This is a genomic window from Microbacterium hominis NBRC 15708 (genome assembly GCF_001592125.1).
GTDB lineage: Bacteria > Actinomycetota > Actinomycetes > Actinomycetales > Microbacteriaceae > Microbacterium > Microbacterium hominis.
The window spans coordinates 172,871-197,838 of sequence record NZ_BCWI01000001.1 but is presented as its reverse complement, the minus strand read 5'-3'; the positions used below and the strand labels follow the sequence as shown (position 1 = coordinate 197,838).

Genomic DNA, 24,968 nt, shown 5'->3' with positions numbered 1-24,968 from the left:
CTCAGAGCTTGTCGGCGACGAGCTCGGTGAGGTCGACGAGGCGGTTCGAGTAGCCCCACTCGTTGTCGTACCACGACGAGACCTTGACGAGGTTGCCCGAGACGTTCGTCTGGCCCGCGTCGAACACCGACGAGTGCGGGTCGAGCTGGATGTCGCTGGAGACGATGGCGTCCTCGTTGTACTTGAGGTAGCCGACGAGCTCGCCCTCCGCGGCAGCCTTCTTGTAGGCCGCGTTGATGACCTCGGCGGTCAGGCCCTCGGTGGGCGTGATGATCGTGAGGTCGACGATCGAGCCGGTGGGAACCGGCACGCGGTACGACGAGCCGCTCAGCTTGCCGTTGAGCTCGGGCAGCACGAGGCCGATGGCCTTGGCGGCACCCGTCGAGGCCGGGACGATGTTGATCGCGGCGGCGCGCGCACGGTGCAGGTCGCTGTGCGGGCCGTCCTGCAGGTTCTGGTCGGCCGTGTAGGCGTGCGCGGTCATCATGAAGCCGCGCTCGATGCCGAAGTTGTCGTTGAAGACCTTGGCCAGCGGCGCGAGGCAGTTCGTGGTGCACGACGCGTTGGAGATGATGTTCATCGTCGCCGAGTCGTACTCGCCGTCGTTGACGCCCATGACGAAGGTGCCGTCGACATCCGTGCCGGGGGCCGAGATGATGACCTTCTTGGCGCCGCCGTCGAGGTGCTTCTTGGCATCGGCGGCCTTGGTGAAGCGGCCGGTCGACTCGATGACGATGTCGACACCGAGCTCGCCCCAGGGGAGGTTCGCCGGGTCGCGCTCTTCGAAGACCTTGATGGCCTTGCCGTTGACGGTGATGGAGTCGGCGTCGTACGAGACCTCCGCGTCGAGGCGGCCGCCGACGGAGTCGTACTTCAGCAGGTGGGCGAGGGTCTTGTTGTCGGTGAGGTCGTTCACCGCCACGATGTCGAGGTCAGCCCCCTGCTCGAGCGCGGCACGGAGGAAGTTGCGGCCGATACGGCCGAAGCCGTTGATTCCGATCTTGACAGACACGTTGTCTCCCGGTTCATGTCGCGACGGCGACGGCGTTTCGACGCGCCAGTCGCGAACTTGGTGTGTGAAGGAAAAAGGATGCCGGGTCACCTGCCCGTCGCCGGGAGGGACCCGGCATCCTCACCTGGTCATGAGACTACTACTTGAGCAGTCCGGCCGTCTTCTCGCGCGCCGTCGAAAAGCGCTCTGCGACGTTGCCCCAGTTCGCGATGTTCCACACGGCCTTGACGTAGTCCGCCTTGACGTTGAGGTAGTCGAGGTAGAAGGCGTGCTCCCACATGTCGAGCTGGAAGATCGGGACGGTGCCCTGCGCCGTGTTGGACTGCTGGTCGAAGAGCTGCTGGATGATCAGCTGCTCGCCGATCGGGTCCCAGCTCAGCACCGCCCAGCCGGAGCCCTGGATGCCGGTCGCGGCGGCCGTGAAGTGCGCCTGGAACTTCTCGAAGCCACCGAAGAACTCCTCGATCGCGGCCTTCAGCTCGCCCTCCGGCTGTCCGCCGCCGCCGTCGTTCGCGGGCGCCAGGTTGGTCCAGAAGATCGAGTGGTTGACGTGGCCGCCGAGGTTGAACGCGAGGTCCTTCTCGAGCTTGTTCACGTTGGCCAGGTTGCCGCTCTCGCGGGCCTCCGCCAGCTGCTCGAGCGCCGTGTTGGCTCCCGTGACGTACGCCTGGTGGTGCTTGTCGTGGTGGAGCTGCATGATCTTGCCGCTGATGTGCGGTTCGAGGGCTGCGAAGTCGTAGGGGAGGTCGGGCAGCGTGTAGATCGCCATGTTCTCTTCTTCCTGTCGTCGGCGCCGCAACTGCGCTGCGGCGATGGGACATTGCCATCCTATTGAGGTGCAACGCTGCCGGCAGGGGGTTGTTCCCACCGCGACCGACGTGTACCGCCGCGCACGCGCCCCGTGACGCGGGGGTCAGTCCTCGAGACCCTCGGGCACGGCGGAGTCCGTACCGGGGATGCCGGTGCTCACGGCCTTCTTGTCGGCCATCGCGAGCAGACGCCGGATCCGGCCGGCGACGGCATCCTTCGTCAGCGGGGGGTCGGCGTGGTGGCCGAGCTCGTCGAGGCTCGCGTCGCGGTGGGACAGCCGCAGCTCCCCCGCCTCGCGCAGATGCTCGGGGACGTCGTCTCCCAGGATCTCCAGTGCGCGCTCGACGCGGGCACAGGCGGCGACGGCCGCCTGTGCGGACCGACGCAGGTTGGCATCGTCGAAGTTGACCAGACGGTTGACGCCGGCGCGCACCTCGCGGCGCTGACGCATCTCCTCCCAGGCCTGGGCGGTGCGCACGGCACCCATCTCGGCCAGGGCGATACGGATCGCCTCGCCGTCGCGGACGACGACCCGGGGAACGCCGCGGACCTCACGGGCCTTCGCCGCGATCCCGATGCGATGGCCGGCGCCGACGAGCGCCATGGCCGCCTCGCCCGAAGGGCAGGCGATCTCGAGCGCCGCCGAGCGTCCGGGGTCGGAGAGGGTGCCGCTGGCCAGGAACGCGCCGCGCCAGACCGCCGCGAGGTCGTGGCGCGCCCCCGTGGTGAGCTTGTTGGGCAGGCCGCGCACCGGGCGACGGCGCGCGTCGAGCAGTCCCGTCTGTCGGGCGAGGGTCTCGCCGCCCTCGATGACGCGCACGGCGAAGTGCCCGCCGGCGCGTCCGCCTGAGGCCTGCACGCGGTGCAGCTCGGGGCGCACGCCGTACAGCTCCATGATGTCTCGCGCGACGCGTCGGGCGAGCGGATCCGTCTCGAGCTCGGCCTCCACGGCCACGCGTCCCGCGATCGAGTGCAGGCCGCCGGAGAAGCGCAGGATCGCGGTGAGTTCGGCCACCCGCGCCGTGGGACGAGGGTCGCGGACCGCGGCCAGCTCGGACTTCACGTCAACGGTCGGCGACACGGCGATCCTTCGTTCGGGGGGCGGGGACAAACATCCAGCCTACTCGCGACCGAGGTCGCGATGCTTCACCCGTACGGCCACACCCGGCACCTGCGACAGGCGGTCGGCCAGCTCGATCGCCGTCACGACCGAGCGGTGCTTGCCGCCCGTGCACCCGACGGCGAGAACGGAGTGGCGCTTGTTCTCGCGCTGGTAGCCCGCGAGGACGGGGCGCAGGGCCGTCGCGTACGCGTCGATGAACTCGCGCGCGCCCTCCTGCGCGAGCACGTAGTCGCGCACGGGCTCCTCCTCGCCGGTGTGCCCCTTCAGCTCCGGGATCCAGAACGGGTTCGGCAGAAAACGCATGTCGGCGACGAGGTCGACGTCGGTGGGGAGGCCGTACTTGAAACCGAAGCTCATGACGGTGATCGTGTGCCGCGCCGCGCCCTCCTCGCTGAAGAGGTCGACGACGCGGTTCGCCAGCTGGTGGATGTTCATCGCGCTCGTGTCGATGATGACGTCGGCGCTCTCGCGGATGACCGCCAGCCGCTCGCGCTCGCGCTGGATGCCGTCGAGGATCGTGCCGTCGCCCTGCAGCGGATGCGGGCGCCGGACCGACTCGAATCGGCGCACGAGCACGTCGTCGCCCGCGTCGAGGAACAGCACGCGCAGCTGACGACCCGCGCGCAGGGCGCTGGTGACCGCCGGCAACGCCTGGAAGAGGTCGCGGCCGCGCACATCGACGACCGCCGCGAGCTTCGGCAGCGCCCCGCCGGCCATCTCGGTGAGTTCGAGCAGCGGCCCCAGCATCTGGGGCGGGAGGTTGTCGACGACGTACCAGTCGAGGTCTTCGAGGGCGTTGGCCGCGGTCGTGCGACCGGCACCGGACATGCCCGTGACGATCAGCACCTCGCCGGCGGGCTGGTCATCTGCCACGTGCACTCCCCAGGACTGATCGCATGCCGATCCGGATACGAACAGCCTATCGATTCGCGAGGCGCTGCTCGATCGCCGCCGCGAGCTTCGGCCCGATGCCGGGTAGGGCGGTCATCTCGTCGGCCGTCGCGGCGCTCAGCGCGGTGACGGAGCCGAAGTGACGCAGCAGGGCCTTGATGCGCGCGTCACCGAGTCCCGGCACCTCACCGAGCACGGTCGAGATGTCGCGCTTGCGACGCTTGCGCTGGTGCGTGATCGCGAAGCGATGGGCCTCGTCTCGCAGGCGCTGCAGGAGGTAGAGCGCCTCGGAGGTGCGCGGCAGGATCACGGGGTAGTCCTCCCCCGGCAGCCAGATCTCCTCGAGCCGCTTCGCGATGCCGCACAGGGCGATCTCGGTGTGCCCGGCATCCTCGAGCGCCCGCGCCGCCGCCGCGACCTGCGGCGCGCCGCCGTCGACCACGAGCAGCTGCGGGCGGTAGGCGAAGCGCGGACGCTTGCGCTCCGTGACGACGGGGGCGTCCGGATCGGCGTCCGGGTCGCCCTCCACGGCGACCGTGGCGGCATCCGGCAGCGCCTCGTCGCGGTCGATGTGGGCGAGCCGACGGGTCAGCACCTGGTAGAGCGAGTCGGTGTCGTCCGTGGTCTCGGGAACGCCGAACGATCGGTACTGGTCCTTCCTCGGCAGACCGTCCTCGAAGACGACCATGGAGGCGACCACGTTCGTGCCGGACAGGTGCGACACGTCGTAGCACTCGATGCGCAGCGGCGCCTCGTCCATCCCGAGCGCGATCTGCAGATCGGTGAGGGCCTTCGTGCGCGCCGTGTAGTCGGACGTGCGGCGGGTCTTGTGCAGCAGGAGCGCCTGCTGCGCGTTGAGCGTCGCCGTGCGCATGAGATCGGCCTTGCGACCGCGCTGCGCGACCTGGAGCGTGACCCGCTTGCCCCGACGCTCCTGCAGCCACTGCTCGAGGTCGGCGGCGTCGTCGGGCAGCGTCGGCACCAGCACCTGCCGCGGGATGTCCGCCGCCGTCGCGGAGCCGTAGGTGCGCTGCACCACCTGGTCGACGAGGTCGGCGCCCGAGATGTCGAGCTCCTTGTCGATCGTCGTGGCGCGCACACCCCGCACCCGGCCGCCGCGCACGACGAAGTGCTGCACGGCGGCCGACAACTCGTCTTCGGCGATGCCGAACAGGTCGGCGTCCGTGTCCTCCGCGAGCACGAGCGAGCTGCGGCTGAGGACGGCGTCGATCGCCTGGAGACGATCGCGGTAGAGCGCCGCGGACTCGTAGTCCATCTCCGCCGAGGCCTCGCGCATGCGGGCGGTCAGCTCGCGCGCGAACCGCTGGTCTCCGCCGGACATGAACGCGACGAAGTCGTCGACGATCGCCCGGTGCTCCTCGATCGTCACCTTCATCGAGCAGGGGCCCCCGCACCGACCGATCTGCCCGGGGAAGCACGGCCGCCCGGTGGCCATCGCCTTCTTGTACGAGGCGTCGGAGCAGGTGCGGATCGGGAACACCTTGATCATCAGATCGATGGTGTCGTGCACCGCCCACACCTTCGGATACGGCCCGAAGTAGCGCGCTCCGGGGATGCGCCGATTGCGGGTCACGATGACGCGGGGCGCCTCGTCGGCCAGCGTGATCGCCATGTACGGGTAGGACTTGTCGTCCTTGTAGCGCACGTTGAACGGAGGCGAGAACTCCTGGATCCACATGTACTCGAGCTGCAACGACTCGACGTCGCTGGCGACGACGGTCCACTCCACGGATGCCGCGGTCAGCACCATCCGGCGCGTGCGCTCGTGGAGGGTGTGCAGCGGGGCGAAGTAGTTCGACAGCCGCGCCCGGAGGTTCTTCGCCTTGCCGACGTACAGCACGCGGCCGTCGGCGTCGCGGAACCGGTACACGCCGGGCTGGGTCGGGATCTCTCCCGGCCGCGGCTTGTACGGCAGGTCGGACGCCACCTCAGCCCGCCTTCCGCACCGGCCCCCGAGCCTTCGCTGCGGCGCCGGACCGCTCGCGCTCGGATGCCAGGATCTCCGCGAGGAAGGCGCCGGTGTGACTCTCCTCGACGTCGGCCACCTGCTCGGGCGTGCCCGTGGCGACGATGCGACCGCCGCCCGATCCGCCCTCGGGCCCCAGGTCGATGATCCAGTCGGCCGACTTGATCACGTCGAGGTTGTGCTCGATGACGACGACCGTGTTGCCCTTGTCGACGAGCCCGCCGAGCACCTGCAGCAGGCGCGACACGTCCTCGAAGTGCAGTCCGGTCGTGGGCTCGTCGAGCACGTAGATGCTGCGGCCGTTCGAGCGCCGCTGGAGCTCGGTGGCGAGCTTGACCCGCTGCGCCTCACCGCCGGAGAGGGTGGTGGCCGACTGCCCCAGCCGTACGTATCCGAGGCCGACGTCGACGAGAGTCTTCAGGAAGCGGTGGATGGCCTGGATGGGTTCGAAGAACTCCGCGGCCTCGGAGATGGGCATCTCCAGCACCTCGGCGATGTTCTTGCCCTTGTAGTGCACCGCGAGCGTGTCGCGGTTGTACCGCTTGCCGTGGCAGACCTCGCAGTCGACGTAGACGTCGGGCAGGAAGTTCATCTCGATCTTGATCGTGCCGTCGCCGGAGCACGCCTCGCAGCGTCCGCCCTTGACGTTGAAGCTGAACCGGCCCGGCTGGTAGCCCCGGGCCTTCGCCTCGGGGGTCTCGCTGAACAGCGTCCGGATGCGGTCGAAGACGCCCGTGTAGGTCGCCGGGTTCGAGCGCGGGGTGCGGCCGATCGGCGCCTGGTCGACGTGCACGACCTTGTCGAGGTTGTCGAGCCCGGTCACGCGGGTGTGCTTGCCCGCCACGCGACGCGCGCCGTTGAGCTTGGTGGCGAGCACCTCGTAGAGGATGCCGTTGACCAGCGTCGACTTGCCGGAGCCGCTGACGCCCGTGACCGCCGTGAGGACGCCGAGCGGGAACTCCGCGGTCACGTTCTGGAGGTTGTTCTCGCGCGCGCCGACGACGGTCAGCATCCGCTTCTTGTCGATCTTGCGGCGCTTCTTGGGGGTCGCGATCGCCCGACGGCCGCTCAGGTAGGCGCCGGTGAGGGATCGTTCCTCCTCGAGCAGGGAGGCCAGGGGGCCGGAGTGCACGACCTCGCCGCCGTCCACACCGGCGCGCGGTCCGATGTCGACGACCCAGTCCGAGGCGTGGACCGTCTCCTCGTCGTGCTCGACGACGATCAGCGTGTTGCCCAGGTCTTTCAGGCGGACCAGGGTCTCGATCAGGCGCCGGTTGTCGCGCTGGTGCAGACCGATCGACGGCTCGTCGAGGACGTACAGGACGCCGGTCAGCCCCGACCCGATCTGGGTGGCGAGACGGATGCGCTGCGCCTCGCCGCCCGACAGCGACCCGGCCGATCGGCCCAGGCTCAGGTAGTTCAGTCCGACCTGGACCAGGAAGTCCAGCCGGGCGCGGATCTCCCGCAGCACGGCCGCGGCGATCTTGGCCTCACGATCGGTCAGCTCGAGCTGCGCGAAGTAGTCCTGCGCCTCCGCGAGGCTCATCCGCGAGGCGTCGGCGATCGAGCGGTCGTGCACGAGCACGGCGAGCACCTCGGGCTTGAGCCGGTCGCCGTGGCAGACGGGGCAGGGCACCTCGCGCAGGTACTCCGCCCATCGCTGACGCTGCGTGTCGGTCTCGGCCTGGGTGTACTGCCGCTCGATGTACGGCACCACGCCCTCGAAGCCCGAGGAGTAGCGCATCTCGCGGCCGTAGCGGTTGCGCCACTTCACGGTGACCTTGTAGTTCTCGCCGCGCAGGATCGCGTCCTGCACGTCGGTGGAGAGGTCGCGCCAGGGGGTGTCGAGGGAGAAGTCGAGGTCGTCGGCGAGACCCACGAGCAGTCGCTCGTAGTACTGGTAGAGGCCCTTGCCCTGCGTGGTCCACGGGATGATGACGCCCTCGTTGATCGAGAGGTCCTCGTCACCGAGCATGAGCTCGACGTCGACCGACATCCGGGTGCCGAGCCCGGAGCACGCCGGGCAGGCGCCGAAGGGCGCGTTGAAGGAGAACGTGCGCGGTTCGATCTCCGTGAGCTGCAGGGGGTGGCCGTTCGGACAGGCGAGCTTCTCGCTGAAGCTCACCCAGGCGTCATCGCCCTCCTCGTCGACGAAGTTGACCTGGACGATGCCGCCGGCCAGCCCGAGGGCCGTCTCGACCGAGTCGGTGATGCGGCCCAGGATGTCGGGGCTCGCGACGAGGCGGTCGACGACGACCGCGATGTCGTGCTTGTAGCTCTTCTTGAGGGTGGGCGGCTCGGCGAGCTGGATGAGGTCGCCGTCGACGACGGCGCGCGCGTAGCCCTTGGCCGACAGCTCCTTGAAGAGGTCGACGAACTCGCCCTTCTTCTGCGAGACGACGGGCGCCACGATCTGGTAGCGCGTGCGCTCCGGCAGCTCCATCAGCTGATCGGCGATCTGCTGCACCGTCTGCCGCTGGATCTGCGCGCCGCACTCGGGACAGTGCGGGATGCCGATGCGCGCCCAGAGCAGGCGCATGTAGTCGTGGATCTCCGTGATCGTGCCCACGGTGGAGCGGGGGTTGCGGTTGGTCGACTTCTGGTCGATGGAGACGGCGGGGCTCAAGCCCTCGATGAAATCGACGTCGGGACGGTCGACCTGGCCGAGGAACTGACGCGCGTATGCGCTGAGCGACTCGACGTAGCGGCGCTGACCCTCCGCGAAGATCGTGTCGAACGCGAGGCTCGATTTGCCCGAACCCGACAGCCCGGTGAAGACGACGAGGGCGTCCCGAGGGATGTCCAGATCGACGTTCTTGAGGTTGTGGACGCGGGCTCCGCGGACGCTGAGTTTCGACGAGGCGACAGGGACGATGGGCACCGCACAAGTCTAGGTGGGGCCTCCGACACCGGATCCGACGTGCGCTGTCGGCGTAGCCGGCTCAGTCGACCCGACGCCCCGCGAACGGCGCGAGACCGTCGCGGAGCGCCGCGAGCTCGGTGGCGTCGACCCCCACCCGTGCCATGATCTGCCCGGGAACGTCGAGGGCCTCGGTGCGCAGGGCACGCCCCTCGGCCGTGAGCGCGATCTCGAGGACGCGCTCGTCATCCGCCCGGCGCGTGCGCGAGACCCTGCCCTGCGCCTCCAGACGCTTGACGAGCGGCGAGAGCGTCGCGGGCTCCATCGCGAGCTCGTCGGCCAGCGCGCTCAGCGAGCGCGGTGAGCTCTCCCACAGCGCGAGCATCACGAGGTACTGGGGATGCGTCAGGCCGAGGGGCTCGAGCACGGGCCGATAGATCGAGACGACGTTGCGGGCCGCCGTCACGAGCGCGAAGCAGAGCTGGTTCTCCAGCTTCAGGAGGTCGTCGCGAGAATCCACGCCGCCAGTCTAGTCGAATCGTTAGTACACTAATCTTCATGACACGAAACGATCCGGATCGCCCTCCGCTGCGCGAGCGGGTCCGCGAGGCCGGCGGCTGGTACACGTACCTCAACACGCGCCTGATCCGTTTCGCGGGACCGGCCTCGGTGGGCCCCTACGACGTCGAGCCGGAGCCCGCCCGCGCCGAGCGCGCGTGCCCGCTGTGCGGAGCGCCGATGTCGCAGCACACGTTCGACCGCAGCGGCCCGAAGCCCCTCATGCACTGCCCCTGAGGCACTCCCCCGACGCCGGACGACCGCCGGACGGTCAGCCCTCGGATGCCGCGGCCGCCGCGGCGGCACGCCGCCGCTGCAGGGCCCACTCGACCTCGTCGGGGTCGCTGTGCGGGACGATCACGCCGTCGCGCATGATCTGGTGACGCTCGTCGCCCTTGCCGACGATCGCGATCAGGTCCCCCTCCTCCGCCAGCTCGACCGCCTTGTGGATCGCCTCGGCGCGTCCCGCGACGTCGAAGACCTGTGCGCGCGAGCCCCGGGTGCCCGCGACCACCGCGCGGCGGATCGTCGCGGGATCCTCGTCGGCCGGGTTGTCGTCGGTGACGATCACGATGTCCGAGGCCATCGCCGCGAACCGGCCCATGAGAGGCCGCTTGTGCATGTCGCGGTTGCCGTTGGAGCCGATCACCGTGATGATCCGCGCCGGAGTGAGCGGGCGCATGGCGCGCAGGAGGGCGTTGATCGCCTCGGGCTTGTGACCGGCGTCGATGACGACCTGGAAGGGCGCGTCGACCGGCACGAACTGCACGCGGCCCTCGACGCCGGTGAACGTCGCGATGCCCGCGACCGACGCCGACAGCGGATGCCCGACGATGTCGAGCGCCGCCACGGCGGCGACGATGTTGCTGACGCTGAACTCGCCGACCATCGGCGTCGTGAAGCGGGCCGACTGCCCCTCGGGCCCCACGACCGTGAAGGAGGATCCGTGCAGGCCGAGCTCGACGTCGACCGCCCGCCAGTCCGCCTCTCGGCCCGTGACCGAATACGACTGCGTGTGCAGCTCGGGATCGGCGTGCAGGCGACGGCCGGCACGGTCGTCGACGTTCACCAGGCCGACACCCGACATCGCGCTCGTCAGCAGCTCGCGCTTGGCCAGGAGGTAGGCCTCCTGCGTGCCGTGGAAGTCGCGGTGGTCGTGACCGAGGTTGAGGAACACGCCGACGTCGAAGTGGAGCCCGGCGACCCGATTCATCGTGATCGCGTGGCTGGACACCTCCGACGACACCACCTCGACCCCGCGCTCGCGCATGAGAGCCAAGAGGGCCTGCATCTGCGGAGCTTCCGGGGTCGTCAGCGTGGAGGGCACCGCGACGCCGTCGATGCGGGTCCCCATCGAACCGATCACGCCGCTGCGGATCGAGCCGCGCGCGGCGTCCACGAGATAGGTCGTCGAAGTCTTCCCCTGAGTGCCGGTGACGCCGATGGTCTTCAGCGCCTGCGCGGGATACCCATAGAACCAGGCGGCGAGCGCACCGAGGAACCGGCGCGGGTGCTCGTCGACGACGATGCGGGCGAGCTGGTCCAGGCCGGGTGTCTCCGCGATGATCGCGGCTCCCTCGGCATCCGTGAGCACCGCGGCGGCGCCGGCGGCGACCGCGTCCGCCACGAAGCGTGCGCCGTGGGTGCGCGCTCCCGGCTGGGCGAGGAAGAGGTCGCCCGCGCGGGTCGACGCGGTCGTCAGCGAGATCCCCGTCACGGTCGCCGACCCCGTCACACGTGCGCTCGGAAGCCGGGCCGCAACCTCATCCAGGGTGCGCGGCGTCACGTGGTCGGGTCGGTTGACGACGGCCGCGACGGCCCCCGCCGTACTGCTCGTTCCCGCGTCCGAGGGTTCCGGCGCGCAGGACTGCTCGATACTCACTCGGTGACGATAGCAAACCGATAGCCACCTCCCATGAACGCGCGCCGTGCGTTCCTGGGCGTGCCGCTCAGGCGTGTCCGGCGCGCTCCATCGCGCGCAGCTCCTTCTTGAGGTCCTGCACCTCGTCGCGCAACCGGGCGGCGAGCTCGAACTTCAGCTCGCCCGCGGCCGCCAGCATCTGGTTGGACAGATCCTCGATGGTCGCCTCCAACTGCATCGCCCCCTCCGCCGCGATGCCTTCGCGCCGCAGGCGCGGCGTCGGAGAGCCGGCGCGACCGCCACCGCCCTTGCGAGCGAGCATCTCCCTCGTGTCGGAGGCCTCGCGGGCCAGCACATCGGTGATGTCGGCGATCTTCTTGCGCAGCGGCTGCGGGTCGATGCCGTGCGCCGTGTTGTAGGCGATCTGCTTCTCGCGCCGACGCTCGGTCTCGTCGATCGCCAACCGCATCGAGTCGGTCATGTTGTCCGCGTACATGTGCACCTCGCCCGACACGTTGCGGGCCGCACGTCCGATCGTCTGGATGAGCGACGTGCCGCTGCGAAGGAAGCCCTCCTTGTCGGCGTCGAGGATCGCGACGAGCGAGACCTCGGGCAGATCCAGGCCCTCGCGCAGCAGGTTGATGCCGACCAGCACGTCGTACACGCCCTGCCGCAGCTCCGTGAGCAGCTCGACGCGTCGCAACGTGTCGACGTCGGAGTGCAGGTACCGCACGCGGACCCCGTGCTCACCCAGGAAGTCGGTCAGCTCCTCCGCCATCTTCTTGGTCAACGTCGTGACCAGGACGCGTTCGTCGCGTTCGACGCGCCGGCGGATCTCCTCCAGGAGATCGTCGATCTGTCCCTTGGAGGGCTTCACGATGATCTGCGGATCGACCAGACCGGTGGGGCGGATGATCTGCTCGACCACGCCGTCCGCGATGCCCATCTCGTACCGCCCGGGAGTCGCCGAGAGGTAGACCGTCTGTCCGACACGGTTCTTGAACTCGTCGAAGCGCAACGGCCGGTTGTCCAGGGCGCTCGGCAGACGGAAGCCGTGATCGACGAGCGTGCGCTTGCGCGAGGCATCCCCCTCGTACATCGCACCGATCTGCGGCACCGTCACGTGCGACTCGTCGATGACGAGCAGGAAGTCGTCGGGGAAGAAGTCGAGGAGGGTGTGGGGCGGCTCGCCCGGCTCGCGACCGTCCATGTGGCGCGAGTAGTTCTCGATGCCCGAGCAGAAGCCGAGCTGCTGCAGCATCTCGAGGTCGAAGGTCGTCCGCATCCGCAGCCGCTGCGCCTCCAACAGCTTCCCCTGCCCCTCCAGCTCCGCCAGTCGCTCGGCCAGCTCCGATTCGATGGTGCCGATCGCCCGGTGGACGGTCTCGGTGCCGGCGACGTAGTGCGACGCGGGGAAGATCGGCACGCTGTCGAGCTTCTGCACGACATCACCCGTCAGCGGGTGCAGCATGTACAGCGCCTCGATCTCGTCCCCGAAGAGCTCGATGCGGACGGCGTACTCCTCGTACACGGGGATGATCTCGATCGTGTCGCCGCGCACGCGGAAGTTGCCGCGGGAGAAGTCGACGTCGTTGCGGTTGTACTGCATCGCGATGAACTTGCGGATGAGGGCGTCGCGGTCGTACCGCTCCCCCACCTGCAGGGCCACCATGGCGCGCAGATACTCCTCGGGCGCCCCGAGGCCGTAGATGCACGAGACCGTGCTGACGACGATGACGTCGCGCCGGCTCAGCAGCGCGTTCGTCGTCGAGTGGCGCAGCCGCTCCACCTCGGCGTTGACCGACGAGTCCTTCTCGATGAACGTGTCCGTCTGCGGGACGTAGGCCTCGGGCTGGTAGTAGTCGTAGTAGCTGACGAAGTACTCCACCGCGTTGTGCGGCATGAGCTCACGGAACTCGTTGGCCAGCTGCGCGGCGAGCGTCTTGTTGTGGGCGAGCACGAGCGTCGGCCGCTGCACCTGTTCGACGAGCCAGGCGGTCGTCGCCGACTTGCCGGTTCCCGTCGCGCCGAGCAGCACGACGTCGGTCTCTCCCGCGTTGATGCGCGCGGCCAGGTCGGCGATGGCCTGAGGCTGATCGCCGCTGGGCGCGTACTCGCTGACGACCTCGAACGGCCGGACGGATCGCGTGGTCTGCATTCCTCCAGCGTACGGTCGGCCTCCGACATCGGGCCCGCCGTTCGCCGTCGGCGTCGGCGTCGGCGGCGCCGCGTACCCTGGATCCATGCTGGAGTTCCTCGTCGGATCGGGCCTCGCCGCGGCGGCGGGCCTGAACGCGTGGATGCCGCTGTTCGCCCTGGGTCTGATCGACCGGTTCCTCCCGTCGATCCTCCAGCTGCCGCCCGCGTGGGCGTGGCTGTCGAGCGATGTCGCGCTCTGGATCACCGGCATCCTGCTGGTCGTCGAGATCGTCGCCGACAAGGTGCCGGCGGTCGACTCCGTCAACGACGTGCTGCAGACCGTCGTGCGCCCGGCATCAGGCGGGATCGTCTTCGGAGCCGGCGCGAGCGCCGAGACCGTCCGCGTGGACGACCCCGCGCTGTTCGCCGGAACGGCCTGGGTGCCCGTCGTGGTGGGTGTCGTGATCGTCCTCGCGATCCACGCGCTCAAAGCCTCGATACGGCCGATCGCGAACGCCGCGACCTTCGGCCTCGCCGCGCCGGCGCTCTCGGCCGGAGAGGACGTGTCCGCGGTGGGGCTCATCCTCGCGGCGATCTTCGCGCCGCTGCTCGCCGGGGCGCTGATCGTGGGCATCGTCGCGACCGCGATCGTCGTGCTCCGCCGGCGACGACGCCGCCACACTCCGCACGCCGCCGCGGCGCCCGCGTCATCCGGGTGAGGCCGCGAGGTCAGCGCTCCGCGCGGACCCCGTCGGTCAGCCGATCCCACAGCGCGTCGGTCTGCACGTGCGTCTGTTCGAGTGTCCCCGACGTGTCGATGACGACGTCCGCGACCACGAGACGTGTCTCGTCGTCGACCTGCGCCGCGATGCGCGCCCGCGCCTCGTCGGGACGGAGCTCGCGCAGGGTCACCAGGCGCTCCGCCCGCAGGGATGCCGGGGCGTGCGCCACCACGACGAGGTCCCAGGGATCGTCCGCGCGGGCCTCGACGAGAAGCGGCACGTCGTACACGACCACGGCGGCCGGGTCGGCGGCGAGGGCCGCGGCGAAGCGACGGCCGGACTCGGCCTTGACGGCCGGGTGGACGATCGCGTTCAGCCGCTCGCGCGCCGCGGGGTCGGAGAACACGATCGCGCCGAGTGCGGGCCGATCCAGCGTGCCGTCACCCGCGATCACGCCCGCACCGAACGCCTCCGCGATGTCGGCGAGGACCGCCGATCCGGGCTGCTGCACCTCGCGCACGATGGCGTCGGCGTCCACGACGACGGCGCCGCGGCCGGCGAGCCGACGGGCGATCGTCGATTTGCCCGACGCGATGCCGCCGGTGAGCGCGATGAGAGGCATGACTACGAGGATGCCATGCCGGCCGACGGGGACGGCGATGCGGCGCCCGCGACGATCACCGACGCCTCGGCGATCTGCGCCGCGCGCAGGGCGGCCTCACGCGCGGCGGTCATGAGCACCTCGGGATCGTGCCCCAGCACCTGGGTCAGCGCGACCCCGACGCCGACCGACGCGAGGCGCCCGTGGTCGAGCGCCGTGAGCTCGTCGATCAGCCCGCGGAAGAGCGCGCCGCCGATGCGGCGCGCGTCGGCGGTCGACTCGGCCAGTGCGCAGATGACGAGCTGCCCGTCGCCGTCCTCGCCGACCAGGGCCGCGGCCGGCGCGTAGGAGCGCGCTGCGTGGCGGCAGGCGGCGGAGATCGTGTCGACGACGTCGCCGCCGAATGCGTCGCCGATCTCGTCGACCCCGTCGGCGCGCATCACGATCACCGCGATGCCCTCGCGGCGCCACGACGCCCGCTCGACGATGTCGGCGAGAGCCCCCGCGAAGGTGCGTGGCAGCATCACGCCGTCGGCGGCGACACCGTTCGACGTCAGCCACTCGTAGCGCTGCAGCGTGGTGCGATGCGACCGCAGCACCGACGTCACGATCGCCGCCACCATCGTGAGGATGACCGTCACGATGTTCGCGCTGATGGAGCCGAGCCAGCGCGAGAAGATCTCGCTGTACGGCCCCGCCGCGAGGAAGACCACCAGCCGCACGGCGTAGAACACGCCCGCGAGGCCCAGGACGACCGAGAGGGCCCACGCGCTGCGCAGACCCCGCATGGGCGTTCGCAGAGACTCCGCCGCACCGCATCCGAACAGCACGACGAGCGCGGCGGCCATCGCCCACCAGCCGCCCCAGCTGCCACGGCTGGGGTACTCGATCAGCACGGCGACGAACGTCACCGCCGCCAGCACCCCGACCGCCACCGACACCGCGGTCAGCGGACGGTCGTTGAACCGCCGGCTGCCGAGCAGCATGAACCCCGGGACGCAGACGAACAGCGTGTTGCCGACGGCGACCGACACCGCGGCGCCCACCCCCGCCGACCACGCCATGTAGGCGACCGTCGTCGCGAGCCCGCAGAAGAAGGCGACCGCCCACAGGCGCCCGGGACCCGTGTCACGGCGCAGGAGGGTGTCGAGGATGAAGGTCAGGCCCGCGACCGACGCGACGATCGCGGTCATCACGGTCACGCTGAACAGGTCGAGGCTCATCGCGGCTCCCCCACGGCGGAATCGTCCTGACCGGCCAGTCCGAGAGCCGCGACCTCGCGCTCGTAGACGTCCCGGGTGGCCGGCAGCACCACGGTGAACACGGTGCCCTCGCCGGCCGTCGACTCGACCGTGATGGTGCCGCCGTGGGCCGTGACGAGATTGCGCGTGATCGAGAGGCCGAGGCCGTTGCCGGGCACGCTCGGGGTCGCGCGGAAGAACCGCTCGAAGACGCGGGAGGTCGCCTCGGGAGTCATGCCGATGCCGGTGTCGGCGACACGGATCACGGTGTGCACGCCGTCGGTGGACGTCGACGCGGTCACCGTGCCGCCGTCGCGATTGAACTTGATCGCGTTGGCGAGGAGGTTGTCGACCACCTGGCGGATGCGGGCCGCATCCGCGTAGGCCTCCGCCCAGCCGGCCTGATCGACGCGGATCGTGACGAACCGGTCGGCCGCGACGGGCTCCAGCCCGGCCGCCGCCGCGCGGACGACGTCCGCCATGTCGAGGGCGCGCGGACGCAGCCGCGTGTCGATCGACGAGCCCGAGCGCGACGAGGCCGAGAGGATGTCGGTGACGATGCCGAGCAGGCGCTCGCTGTTGCGGTACGCGGTCTCCACCTGCCGCCGCGCCTCCTCCGACAGTCCCCCGCCGTCGAGCGCGAGCTCCAGGTAGCCGAGGATCGAGGTCAGCGGAGTGCGCAGCTCGTGTGAGATCGACGCCACGAGATCGTCGCGCACCCGCTGGGCGTCGCGCTCGGCGGTGACGTCGCGGGCGATCAGCACGGCCCCCGCCGACGCACCGTTGTGGTCGGTCAGATGGCGTCCGGAGAACGCGATCGCGCGGCGGCTGCCGTCGGCGAGGGCGAACCAGAGCACGACGTCGTCGAACGACTCCCGGCGCTGCAGTCGCACCAGCGGATGCTGCTCCGCCACGAGCGGGGCGAGCTTCTCGTCCAGGACCTCAGCGGCGTCGGCGCCGGCGGGCAGGAAGCCGGGGATGTGACCGAAGCGGATGAGCGCATCGTTCTCCAGCACCACCTCCCCGCTCTCCGCAAGGCGGATCACGCCGAAGTCGACGGTGTCGAGCACTTCGCTGACGAGCTGCTCCTGCCGGAGCGCCTCCCGGTGGGCCGCGGACACGCGGACGGCCTGGCGATCGAGCAGGCTCCGCTGCGCGCTGTATCGGCGCGCGGACGCGTAGCTGGCCGCGCTGACGGCGATGACGACGACCGGCAGGAGCACGACCGCGTACGTGCCGCTGGACGAGGAGCCGGTCGCGAGCACCACCCAGTACACGGCGGGGATGCCGAGGGCCGCGACCGCGAAGCCGAGCCTGCCGAGGGTCGACAGCCACATCGCCGGGAAGACCCAGAGCAGCCCGAACGCCGCCGCGGGGTCGGAGATGCGCAGCAGCGTGATCGCGACGATGTCGACGACGGGGATGACGGCGACCGCGGCGGGAGGGAGGCGGGACCAGGGCACCGCGAGCGCGGCGACGCCTCCGAGCACCACGAGCAGCACGGCGACGCCGAACAGACCGCCGTCCGCCAGGGATCCGGTCGCGATGCCGACGACGAACAGCACGCCGACGACGGCGCAGAGCACCAGCTGGTTGTTCGCTGCGACGCGGTCGCGCAGTTCGCCGCCGATACGGCCGTCGGCGGAGCGAGGGGGGTTCGCCATGGGACGACGTTACCGCCGAGCGAGGCGGTCAGGTGGGAGGGGACGGCGCAGGGCCGCCGCCCGGACGATTCCGGTGCGACGGCCCTGTGCGGATGCGGTGCGGTTCAGCGACCCGACAGCTTCTCGCGGAGAGCCGCGAGAGCCTCGTCGTCGGCGAGCGTGCCGCCGCCGTTCGAGGAGTCGGACGAGAACGACGACGAGCCGGACTCGATGGGAGCGGCGGCCTCGGCCTCGAGCGTCTTGGCGACGGCGAGCTTGTGCGCCTCCCAGCGAGCCTGGGCAGCGGCGTACTCCTGCTCCCACTTCTCGCGCTGGGCGTCGAAGCCCTCGAGCCAGGCACCCGACTCGGGGTCGAAGCCCTCGGGGTACTTGTACTCGCCGTTCTCGTCGTACTCGGTGGCCATGCCGTACAGCGCCGGGTCGAACTCGGTGCCGTTGGGGTCGACCGACTCGTTGGCCTGCTTGAGCGACAGCGAGATACGGCGACGCTCCAGGTCGATGTCGATGATCTTGACGAAGACCTCTTCACCGACGGAGACGACCTGCTCGGCGAGCTCGACGTGCTTGCCCGACAGCTCGGAGATGTGCACGAGGCCCTCGATGCCGTCGGCGACGCGGACGAACGCACCGAACGGGACCAGCTTGGTGACCTTGCCCGGAGCGACCTGACCGATCGCGTGGGTACGGGCGAAGACCTGCCACGGGTCCTCCTGCGTCGCCTTCAGCGACAGCGAGACGCGCTCGCGGTCGAGGTCGACCTCGAGGATCTCGACGGTGACCTCCTGGCCCACCTCGACGACCTCGGAGGCGTGCTCGATGTGCTTCCAGGACAGCTCGGAGACGTGGACGAGACCGTCGACGCCGCCGAGGTCGACGAACGCACCGAAGTTGACGATCGACGAGACGACACCCTTGCGGACCTGACCCTTGTGCAGGTTGTTGAGGAACGTGGTGCGCGACTCGGACTGCGTCTGCTCGAGCAGGGCACGGCGCGAGAGCACGACGTTGTTGCGGTTCTTGTCGAGCTCGAGGATCTTGGCCTCGATCTCCTGGCCGAGGTACGGCGTGAGGTCGCGGACGCGGCGCAGCTCGATGAGCGACGCGGGCAGGAAGCCGCGCAGGCCGATGTCGACGATCAGACCACCCTTGACGACCTCGATCACGGAGCCGGTGACGACACCGTCGTTCTCCTTGATCTTCTCGACGTCGCCCCACGCACGCTCGTACTGCGCGCGCTTCTTGGACAGGATGAGGCGGCCTTCCTTGTCCTCCTTCTGGAGAACGAGGGCTTCGACCTCGTCGCCGACCTTGACGACCTCGTTGGGGTCGACGTCGTGCTTGATCGAGAGCTCGCGCGAGGGGATGACGCCCTCGGTCTTGTACCCGACGTCGAGGAGGACCTCGTCGCGGTCGATCTTCACCACGGTGCCTTCGATGAGGTCGCCGTCGTTGAAGAACTTCAGGGTCTTCTCGACCGCGGCCAGGAAGTCCTCAGCAGATCCGATGTCGTTGATGGCGACCTGCTTGGTGGCCGGGGCGGTCGTTGCGGTAGTCATGTAGTGGGTTGTCCTTGTTGGGTTGGATGTCGGGCTCCGACGCGGAAGATCGCATCGCGGCATCCGTACGAAGACGAACGGATGCCGCCGCCGGAGCGGTCGGTCAGGGATTGCGTGTCAGGAACATGCGGCAGGGCCACACGAATGACACTCCAGGGTATCAGAGTCACCGGGTTCCCGCCGGGTCGCGGGCCTCAGCCGCGCAGCGGGTCGGCGGGGTGGTCGGGATCGAGGGCGGGCGCCCCGGGACGCGACAGTGTCAGCACGGCCCACGCGACGCGCGGGCTGGCGGCGAGCCGGTCTTCGATGGCGTTGAGCTGCTCCGCCACGACGTGCTCGGGGATGTCGCCGACCAGATCGACCGCGGCGACGACGAAGACGCGCCCGGGGCCGACGTACTCGATGTGGAGGTAGGTGATCTGAGCGATCTCCGGCTGGGCGAGCAGGCGCTGGAGAGCGGCCGCCCGCACCCGTGGATCGACCGCGACACCGACCAGGAACCGACGGTTCTGGCGGATCAGCACGACCGCGACGACCGCCAGCAGGACGCCGACGAGGATCGAGCCGATCGCGTCGGGGACCGCCGACCCGGTGAGCTGATGCAGCAGGATGCCGCCGAAGGCGATCACCAGACCGATCAGCGCCGCGGCATCCTCGAAGAACACCGCCCGCAGCGTGGGATCGGACGTTCCCATCACGTAGTCGAGGACGTCCTGCGAGCTCTCCTTCGCATGCCGCCGCGACTGACGCAGCGCCTGCAGGAACGAGATCCCCTCGAGGACGAAGGCGACGGCCAGCACGGCGTAGGACACACCGAACAGACCGGCCGGCTCCGGGGAGAACAGCTCCTGCACGCCGTGCATGATCGACACGCCCGCACCGACCGCGAACAGTCCGAACGCGGCGAACAGCGACCAGACGTACGCCTCGCGTCCGTAACCCGTGGGATGCCGCGCGTCGCGCGGGCGCACCGACCTCCGCGCCGCGACGTACAGGAAGATCTCGTTGCCGGTGTCGGCCCACGAGTGCGCCGCCTCGGCGAGCATGCTCGCCGCGCCGGTCAGCATCGCCGCGATGGTCTTGGCGATCGCGATGAGGAGGTTGGCGCCGAGGGCGATCAGCACGGTGAGCAGCGACGCGCTCTGTCCCTCCGGCGCGCCGGCATCCGTCGATGCGGGACGGGCGCCGGGCGGACGGGCGGGGGTCATGCTCACACGCTACGCCGGTCGACCACCCCGTCGAGGTACGTCCAGCGTCCGTCGACGCGGCGGAACCGGCTCGTCTCGGCGAGGACGCCGCGATCCCCGCTGCTCCGATCGGCCCACCGGGCGCGGAACGAGACGACACCCCGGGTGTCGCCCGCACGCCCCTGCTCCGTGGAGAGGATCTCCAGCCCGCGCCAGTCGGTCTGCGCATCGAGTTCGAGCCGATCGGGCCTCGTCGCCGGGTGCCAGGAGGCCAGCAGGTGTGCCGCGTCGCCGAGCGCGAACGCGCTGTAGCGCGAACGCATCAGCGCCTCGGCGGTCGGCGCGGCCTCGCCATCGAGAACGGGCCCGCAGCACGCGGCGAAGGCGTCGCCGCTGCCGCACACGCACCGCGATCCCGGCGCCGGGCGGCGCCCGTGCGACGGAGAGACGGCGCCGAACGACATGCCTCGACTCTACGGCGCGGCTGTGGATAACCGGGGTGGACGGCCGGTGCCGTGACTAGCGTGGTGGCATGGTGACGCGGCGGCAGGCGGGGGCGGCGGTCGCCCTCGCCGTCGTCTGGGGCCTGGCGATGAGCGGCTGCACGCCTCAGCCCGCGCCCGCGCCGAGCGCCTCCGCGACGGGCTTCGCGTCGGACGAGGAGGCCTTCGCCGCCGCCGAGGCGACCTATCGCGCCTACGTCGACGCCCTCAATCGCGTCGACCTCGCCGACCCGCGCACTTTTGAGCCGGTGTACGAACTGACCGATGGAGAAGCGAACGAGAAGGCGCGATCTGAGTTCAGCTTTCTGCAGGCGAAGGGGCTGAAGGTCGGCGGAGCGACTCGCATAACCCGGCTAGAAGTCAGCCCTGAGTCGGCGGCAGAGTCGATCGTACTGCTCGTCTGCGCCGACGTAAGCCAAGTCACTTTGATCAACGCGGCGGGCGAATCTGAGGTGTCGACTGATAGGCCACCGGTCCAGCCATTGAGCGTCACCGTCGCGACTTTGTCGACCGTGCCCCGTATCTCCAGCATTAGCGGACGAGAAGGGGCCCCCGAGTGCTCGTGACACTGAGCATCGTTGCTACTGGCTTGACCCTGGCAGTGTCACTTGCGGTGCCGGGCGTCGCCGAATGCGGCAGCGGCTGGCAGGGATCATGCCCATCGATCTCGAACACGGGGTCTTCCGTCGAGGTCGGCGCAACTCGTCCGGGCGGGTCGGAGGGCTCTCACGGCTCGCCCGACGATTCGCGCGACGGCGGGAACTCGGGCGGCACGGCCTCTCCCCCGCCGGCGTGCACCGACAACCTGTGCCGCGGCAACTATTCCGTCGCCGTGCTGGGGCCGACTCTCGCCGACGTGGCGTCGTTCGCCCCGGCATCCACGCCCCTCATCGACGAGCCCGACGGCGTCGGGATCGTCGGCATGCCCGTCAACTTCGTGGTCTCCGCCGGCGCCCACGAACAGACCGGGGTGCTGTTCGACTTGCCCGTCACCGTGCGTTTCACACCGACGTCGTACGTCTTCGTCCACGGCGACGGCACCGTGCGCGAGACCGTCACGGGCGGCCGCACGTGGGCGCAGCTGGGCCGCGCGCAGTTCAGCGCCACCGACACGAGCCACGCCTACTCGACCCGCGGCACCTATACGGCCGCCGCGACCGTGCGGTACGCGGCCCAGGTGGACTTCGGCGGGGGCTGGACGGATGTCCCGGGCCTTCTCGAGATCCCGGCGGGCACCACGACGCTGCAGATCGTGGAGGTGCGGACCGCCCTGGTCGAGCGGACCTGCGGGGAGAACCCCACCGGCCCGGGATGCTGACCGCGACGCCGACGCGACCGCGTGACAGGATGAGCGCGTGGCCGATCGCCTGATGCTCCTCGACACCGCGTCCCTCTACTTCCGCGCGTTCTACGGCGTGCCCGACACGGTGAAGGCGCCGGACGGCCGTCCCGTCAACGCCGCACGCGGACTCCTCGACATGATCGCGAAGCTCGTGACGACCTACGAGCCCACGCATCTCATCGCCTGCTGGGACGACGACTGGCGCCCCCAGTGGCGGGTCGACCTCATCCCGACCTACAAGACGCACCGCGTCGCCGAAGTCGTCGAGAGCGGCACGGATGTCGAGGAGGTGCCCGACCCCCTGACGATCCAGCTCCCCGCGATCCGCGACGAGCTCGACGCTCTGGGCATCCCGATCGTCGGTCACGCCCATCACGAAGCGGACGACGTCATCGCGAGCTACGCGACCCAGGCGACGAGGCCCGTCGACGTCGTGAGCGGAGACCGCGACCTCTTCCAGCTCGTCGACGACGACAAGGACGTGCGGGTCATCTACACCGGACGCGGCATGAGCAAGCTCGAAGTGCTCGACGGCGCCGCCGTGGCAGCGAAGTACGGGGTGCTCGCCGAGCAGTACGCCGACTTCGCGGTGCTGCGCGGCGACGCCTCGGACGGCCTGCCCGGGGTCGCCGGCATCGGGGAGAAGACCGCCGCCACCCTCCTCGCCACCCACGGCGACCTCGCGGGCATCCTCGCGGCGGCCGCATCCGGCGAGGGCGTCACCGCCGGCATCCGCGCCAAGCTGCTCGCCGCGGGCGACTACGTCGCCGTCGCCCCGCGCGTCGTGGAGGTGGTCCGCACGCTCGACCTACCCGACGTCGACGCGCGGCTCCGCACCCCCGATGCGGCGGAGGTGGCGCGTGTGGATGCCGCGTGGAACCTGGGCACGCCCCTCGCGCGCGCCGTGAGCGCGGTCGCCGCGCGCGCCTGACCTCGGCCCTGCGTGGCAGCAGCCGCCACGACACGACGACGCGACCGCTCCACCGCACCGCCGCACCACCGCACGCCGGTGACGTTCGTCGGACTTTCCGCGACGGTCCCACCCCTGGGCAGCCACGGCCCGCGGTGACGACCGGGAATTCCGACGGTCGTCACGGCCGCCTCGGCAGGGCATGGCAGCCGCCGCCACCACACGACGACGCGACCGCACCCCCGCACGTCGGTGACGTTCGTCGGACTTTCTGAGACGGTCCGACCCCTGGGCACTGACAGCCCGCGACGACAATCGGCGAATCCGACGGTCGTCACGGACGCCGCGGGGCACGGCAGCCCCCGGCGGGCACGGCCGCCTCCGGCGGGCACCGCCGGCGGCGCCGCCCTCAGCGGTCGAGCCAGTCGCGCAGGCGCGGGAGGGGCCAGGTCGTGACGATCCGCTCGGGCGGCACGCCGGTACGCTCGGCGCGCGCCGCGCCCTCGTCCAGCAGTCCGAGCTGGCCGGGAGCATGCGCGTCGGAGTCGATGGAGAACAGGCACCCCTCGCTCAGCGCGAGCGCGATGAGGCCGTCCGGCGGATCCTCGCGCTCGGGCCGGGAGTTGATCTCCACCGCCACGTCGTGCGCGGCGCACGCGGCGAACACCGCGCGCGCGTCGAACGCCGACGGCGGACGGGTGCCGCGGTCACCGCGCACCAGACGCCCGGTGACGTGACCGAGCACGTGGACGTCACCGCTGGAGACGGCGTTCACCATCCGTCGGGTCATCGCCGGGGCCTCCATCCGCAGGGCGGAGTGCACCGATGCGACGACGACGTCGAGCCTGCGCAACAGGATGCGCTCCTGGTCGAGCCGCCCGTCGTCGAGGATGTCGACCTCGATGCCGCTGAGCAGCGCGAAGTCGTCGTCGCTGTACGCCGGCAGCTGCGCCAGCTGCGTACGAAGGCGCTCGGCGGTCAGTCCGTTCGCGACCCGCAGCCGTGGCGAGTGGTCCGTCAGCGCGAGATATTCGTGACCGAGGGCCCGCGCCGCGTCGACCATGTCGCCGATCGGCGTCGTGCCGTCCGACCAGTCGGAGTGGCAGTGCAGGTCGCCGCGGAGTGTCGCGCGCAGCGCTGACCGCGCCGGGGCGAATCGTTCCCGCAGTTCGGCGAGATAGTCGGGCACCTGCCCGGCCAGCGCCTGCTGGATGACGCGGAACGACGAGTCGCCGATCCCCTTCCGGCGGCGCAGGGCGGCGGTGTCGGCCAGCTCGTCCGCGCGGAGATCGGAGATCGCCGCCGCCGCCGCACGGAAGGCAGCGGAGCGGTAGCGCGAGGCCCGCTCGCGCTCGAGCAGGCTCGCGATCTCCCTCAGGGCATCGATGGGCTCCATGTGCAAGACATCATGACAGCGGAACGGGCCCGCGCGCTGCGCGGGCCCGTTCCGAGGGAGACATCGATCGATCAGGCTCTCGTGACCGCCGAGCGACGGACCACGACGGGCACGGAGGCGAGCCTCGTGAGCGCGGCGCCGAAGAGGATCGACAGGATGCCGACTCCCATCGCGAACGCGGCGACGCCGAAGGACACGACGGACGTGAACAGCGACGCCCGCAGGAACGACGCGTTCATCATCGTGGCGCGCACCGGGTCGTCCTTGTCGAGCTCGGCGTAGGTCTTGCCGCCGGAGGCCGTCAGCGCGTGGTGCTGGATGATGTCGGCCTGCACGTACGCGGTGAACGGGCCCTGGACGGTCTGGCCCTGGAAGGCGATCGCGTCATCGGGGACGGTGATGTTCTCGGCGCGCAGCTGGCTCGAGACCGTGACCCACACGACGAGACCGACGACGATCAGCGCGATTCCGCCGAGGATGCCGAGGATTCCGGCGATCTTGACGAATCCGACCTTCTTCTGCGGAGGTTCGAGGGTGTCGGCGGTGGCGGTGTTCTCTGACATGGTTGGGGGTCCTCTCTTTGGTGCCGGGCCGTTGCCTCACGG

The 24,968-nt window shown here is 70.3% G+C and carries 22 protein-coding genes; 5 read left to right on the top strand and 17 right to left on the bottom strand.

All coding sequences use genetic code 11. The annotated features are described in order from the left end of the window. Position 1 precedes the first annotated feature (1 nt). The 7 genes from gap to MHO01S_RS00925 form a co-directional block, all read right to left on the bottom strand. Positions 2–1,012 carry a type I glyceraldehyde-3-phosphate dehydrogenase gene (gene gap / locus MHO01S_RS00955; protein WP_060958707.1) on the bottom strand — a complete coding sequence of 337 codons (1,011 nt, stop codon included), beginning with the start codon at positions 1,010–1,012 and terminating at the stop codon, positions 2–4. A gap of 139 nt (positions 1,013–1,151) precedes the next feature. Beyond that, on the bottom strand, positions 1,152–1,781 hold the full coding sequence (locus MHO01S_RS00950) for a superoxide dismutase (RefSeq protein WP_060958708.1): 630 nt from the start codon (positions 1,779–1,781) through the stop codon (positions 1,152–1,154). A gap of 144 nt (positions 1,782–1,925) precedes the next feature. Beyond that, a complete protein-coding gene (gene whiA, locus MHO01S_RS00945) occupies positions 1,926–2,903 on the bottom strand; it encodes a DNA-binding protein WhiA (RefSeq protein WP_060958709.1) in 978 nt (325 codons plus the stop codon). Positions 2,904–2,942: 39 nt separating this feature from the next. Then, on the bottom strand, positions 2,943–3,818 hold the full coding sequence (rapZ, locus tag MHO01S_RS00940; protein ID WP_060958858.1) for an RNase adapter RapZ: 876 nt from the start codon (positions 3,816–3,818) through the stop codon (positions 2,943–2,945). A gap of 46 nt (positions 3,819–3,864) precedes the next feature. Beyond that, a complete protein-coding gene (uvrC, locus tag MHO01S_RS00935; protein WP_060958710.1) occupies positions 3,865–5,784 on the bottom strand; it encodes an excinuclease ABC subunit UvrC in 1,920 nt (639 codons plus the stop codon). Between the two features lies 1 nt (position 5,785). After that, a complete protein-coding gene (gene uvrA, locus MHO01S_RS00930) occupies positions 5,786–8,704 on the bottom strand; it encodes an excinuclease ABC subunit UvrA (protein WP_060958711.1) in 2,919 nt (972 codons plus the stop codon). A 61-nt stretch (positions 8,705–8,765) separates the two neighbouring features. Then, complete coding sequence (locus MHO01S_RS00925) at positions 8,766–9,203, bottom strand: MarR family winged helix-turn-helix transcriptional regulator (RefSeq protein WP_061781719.1); 438 nt, start codon at positions 9,201–9,203, stop codon at positions 8,766–8,768. Between the two features lie 38 nt (positions 9,204–9,241). Between MHO01S_RS00925 and MHO01S_RS00920 the strand changes: the two genes are divergently transcribed. Further along, positions 9,242–9,478 carry a hypothetical protein gene (locus tag MHO01S_RS00920; protein WP_060958713.1) on the top strand — a complete coding sequence of 79 codons (237 nt, stop codon included), beginning with the start codon at positions 9,242–9,244 and terminating at the stop codon, positions 9,476–9,478. A gap of 34 nt (positions 9,479–9,512) precedes the next feature. On the opposite strand, the gene MHO01S_RS00915 is transcribed toward MHO01S_RS00920, so the two are convergent. Together MHO01S_RS00915 and uvrB are read right to left on the bottom strand one after the other, a co-directional pair. After that, positions 9,513–11,123 (bottom strand): UDP-N-acetylmuramoyl-L-alanyl-D-glutamate--2,6-diaminopimelate ligase, encoded by a 1,611-nt coding sequence (locus tag MHO01S_RS00915; RefSeq protein ID WP_082734066.1) that lies wholly within the window; start codon positions 11,121–11,123, stop codon positions 9,513–9,515. Positions 11,124–11,190: 67 nt separating this feature from the next. Next, the gene (gene uvrB, locus MHO01S_RS00910) at positions 11,191–13,260 is read right to left on the bottom strand and encodes an excinuclease ABC subunit UvrB (RefSeq protein WP_060958714.1); all 2,070 of its coding nucleotides are present in this window, start codon (positions 13,258–13,260) and stop codon (positions 11,191–11,193) included. 85 nt (positions 13,261–13,345) lie between these two features. Between uvrB and MHO01S_RS00905 the strand changes: the two genes are divergently transcribed. Next, positions 13,346–13,960 carry a DUF4126 domain-containing protein gene (locus MHO01S_RS00905; protein WP_174524646.1) on the top strand — a complete coding sequence of 205 codons (615 nt, stop codon included), beginning with the start codon at positions 13,346–13,348 and terminating at the stop codon, positions 13,958–13,960. A gap of 10 nt (positions 13,961–13,970) precedes the next feature. Here MHO01S_RS00905 and coaE read toward each other — a convergent pair whose 3' ends face one another. The 6 genes from coaE to MHO01S_RS00875 all read right to left on the bottom strand — a co-directional run bounded on the left by coaE (position 13,971) and on the right by MHO01S_RS00875 (position 20,676). Continuing rightward, on the bottom strand, positions 13,971–14,585 hold the full coding sequence (gene coaE / locus MHO01S_RS00900) for a dephospho-CoA kinase (RefSeq protein ID WP_060958715.1): 615 nt from the start codon (positions 14,583–14,585) through the stop codon (positions 13,971–13,973). A gap of 2 nt (positions 14,586–14,587) precedes the next feature. After that, positions 14,588–15,787, bottom strand: coding sequence for a hypothetical protein (locus MHO01S_RS00895; RefSeq protein ID WP_061781718.1), 1,200 nt, complete (start codon positions 15,785–15,787; stop codon positions 14,588–14,590). Beyond that, positions 15,784–17,469, bottom strand: coding sequence for a sensor histidine kinase (locus tag MHO01S_RS00890; protein ID WP_060958717.1), 1,686 nt, complete (start codon positions 17,467–17,469; stop codon positions 15,784–15,786). The genes MHO01S_RS00895 and MHO01S_RS00890 overlap by 4 nt, the downstream gene beginning before the upstream one ends. Positions 17,470–17,573: 104 nt before the next feature. Continuing rightward, on the bottom strand, positions 17,574–19,025 hold the full coding sequence (gene rpsA, locus MHO01S_RS00885) for a 30S ribosomal protein S1 (protein WP_060958718.1): 1,452 nt from the start codon (positions 19,023–19,025) through the stop codon (positions 17,574–17,576). Between the two features lie 194 nt (positions 19,026–19,219). Further along, on the bottom strand, positions 19,220–20,233 hold the full coding sequence (locus tag MHO01S_RS00880) for a cation diffusion facilitator family transporter (protein ID WP_060958719.1): 1,014 nt from the start codon (positions 20,231–20,233) through the stop codon (positions 19,220–19,222). Positions 20,234–20,235: 2 nt separating this feature from the next. Continuing rightward, a complete protein-coding gene (locus tag MHO01S_RS00875; protein WP_060958720.1) occupies positions 20,236–20,676 on the bottom strand; it encodes a YchJ family protein in 441 nt (146 codons plus the stop codon). Positions 20,677–20,744: 68 nt separating this feature from the next. Between MHO01S_RS00875 and MHO01S_RS00870 the strand changes: the two genes are divergently transcribed. The 3 genes from MHO01S_RS00870 (at position 20,745) to MHO01S_RS00860 (ending at position 22,988) form a co-directional block, all read left to right on the top strand. Next, positions 20,745–21,281, top strand: coding sequence for a hypothetical protein (locus MHO01S_RS00870; RefSeq protein WP_060958721.1), 537 nt, complete (start codon positions 20,745–20,747; stop codon positions 21,279–21,281). Between the two features lie 266 nt (positions 21,282–21,547). Beyond that, a complete protein-coding gene (locus MHO01S_RS00865) occupies positions 21,548–22,033 on the top strand; it encodes a hypothetical protein (protein WP_231734866.1) in 486 nt (161 codons plus the stop codon). 37 nt (positions 22,034–22,070) lie between these two features. Then, positions 22,071–22,988: a 5'-3' exonuclease gene (locus tag MHO01S_RS00860; RefSeq protein WP_082808014.1), complete on the top strand. Its 918-nt coding sequence runs from the start codon at positions 22,071–22,073 to the stop codon at positions 22,986–22,988. Between the two features lie 388 nt (positions 22,989–23,376). On the opposite strand, the gene MHO01S_RS00855 is transcribed toward MHO01S_RS00860, so the two are convergent. Both MHO01S_RS00855 and MHO01S_RS00850 read right to left on the bottom strand, forming a co-directional pair. Beyond that, positions 23,377–24,363 carry a PHP domain-containing protein gene (locus MHO01S_RS00855; RefSeq protein ID WP_061781717.1) on the bottom strand — a complete coding sequence of 329 codons (987 nt, stop codon included), beginning with the start codon at positions 24,361–24,363 and terminating at the stop codon, positions 23,377–23,379. 71 nt (positions 24,364–24,434) lie between these two features. Next, positions 24,435–24,926 (bottom strand): hypothetical protein, encoded by a 492-nt coding sequence (locus MHO01S_RS00850; RefSeq protein ID WP_060958722.1) that lies wholly within the window; start codon positions 24,924–24,926, stop codon positions 24,435–24,437. Positions 24,927–24,968 lie beyond the last annotated feature (42 nt).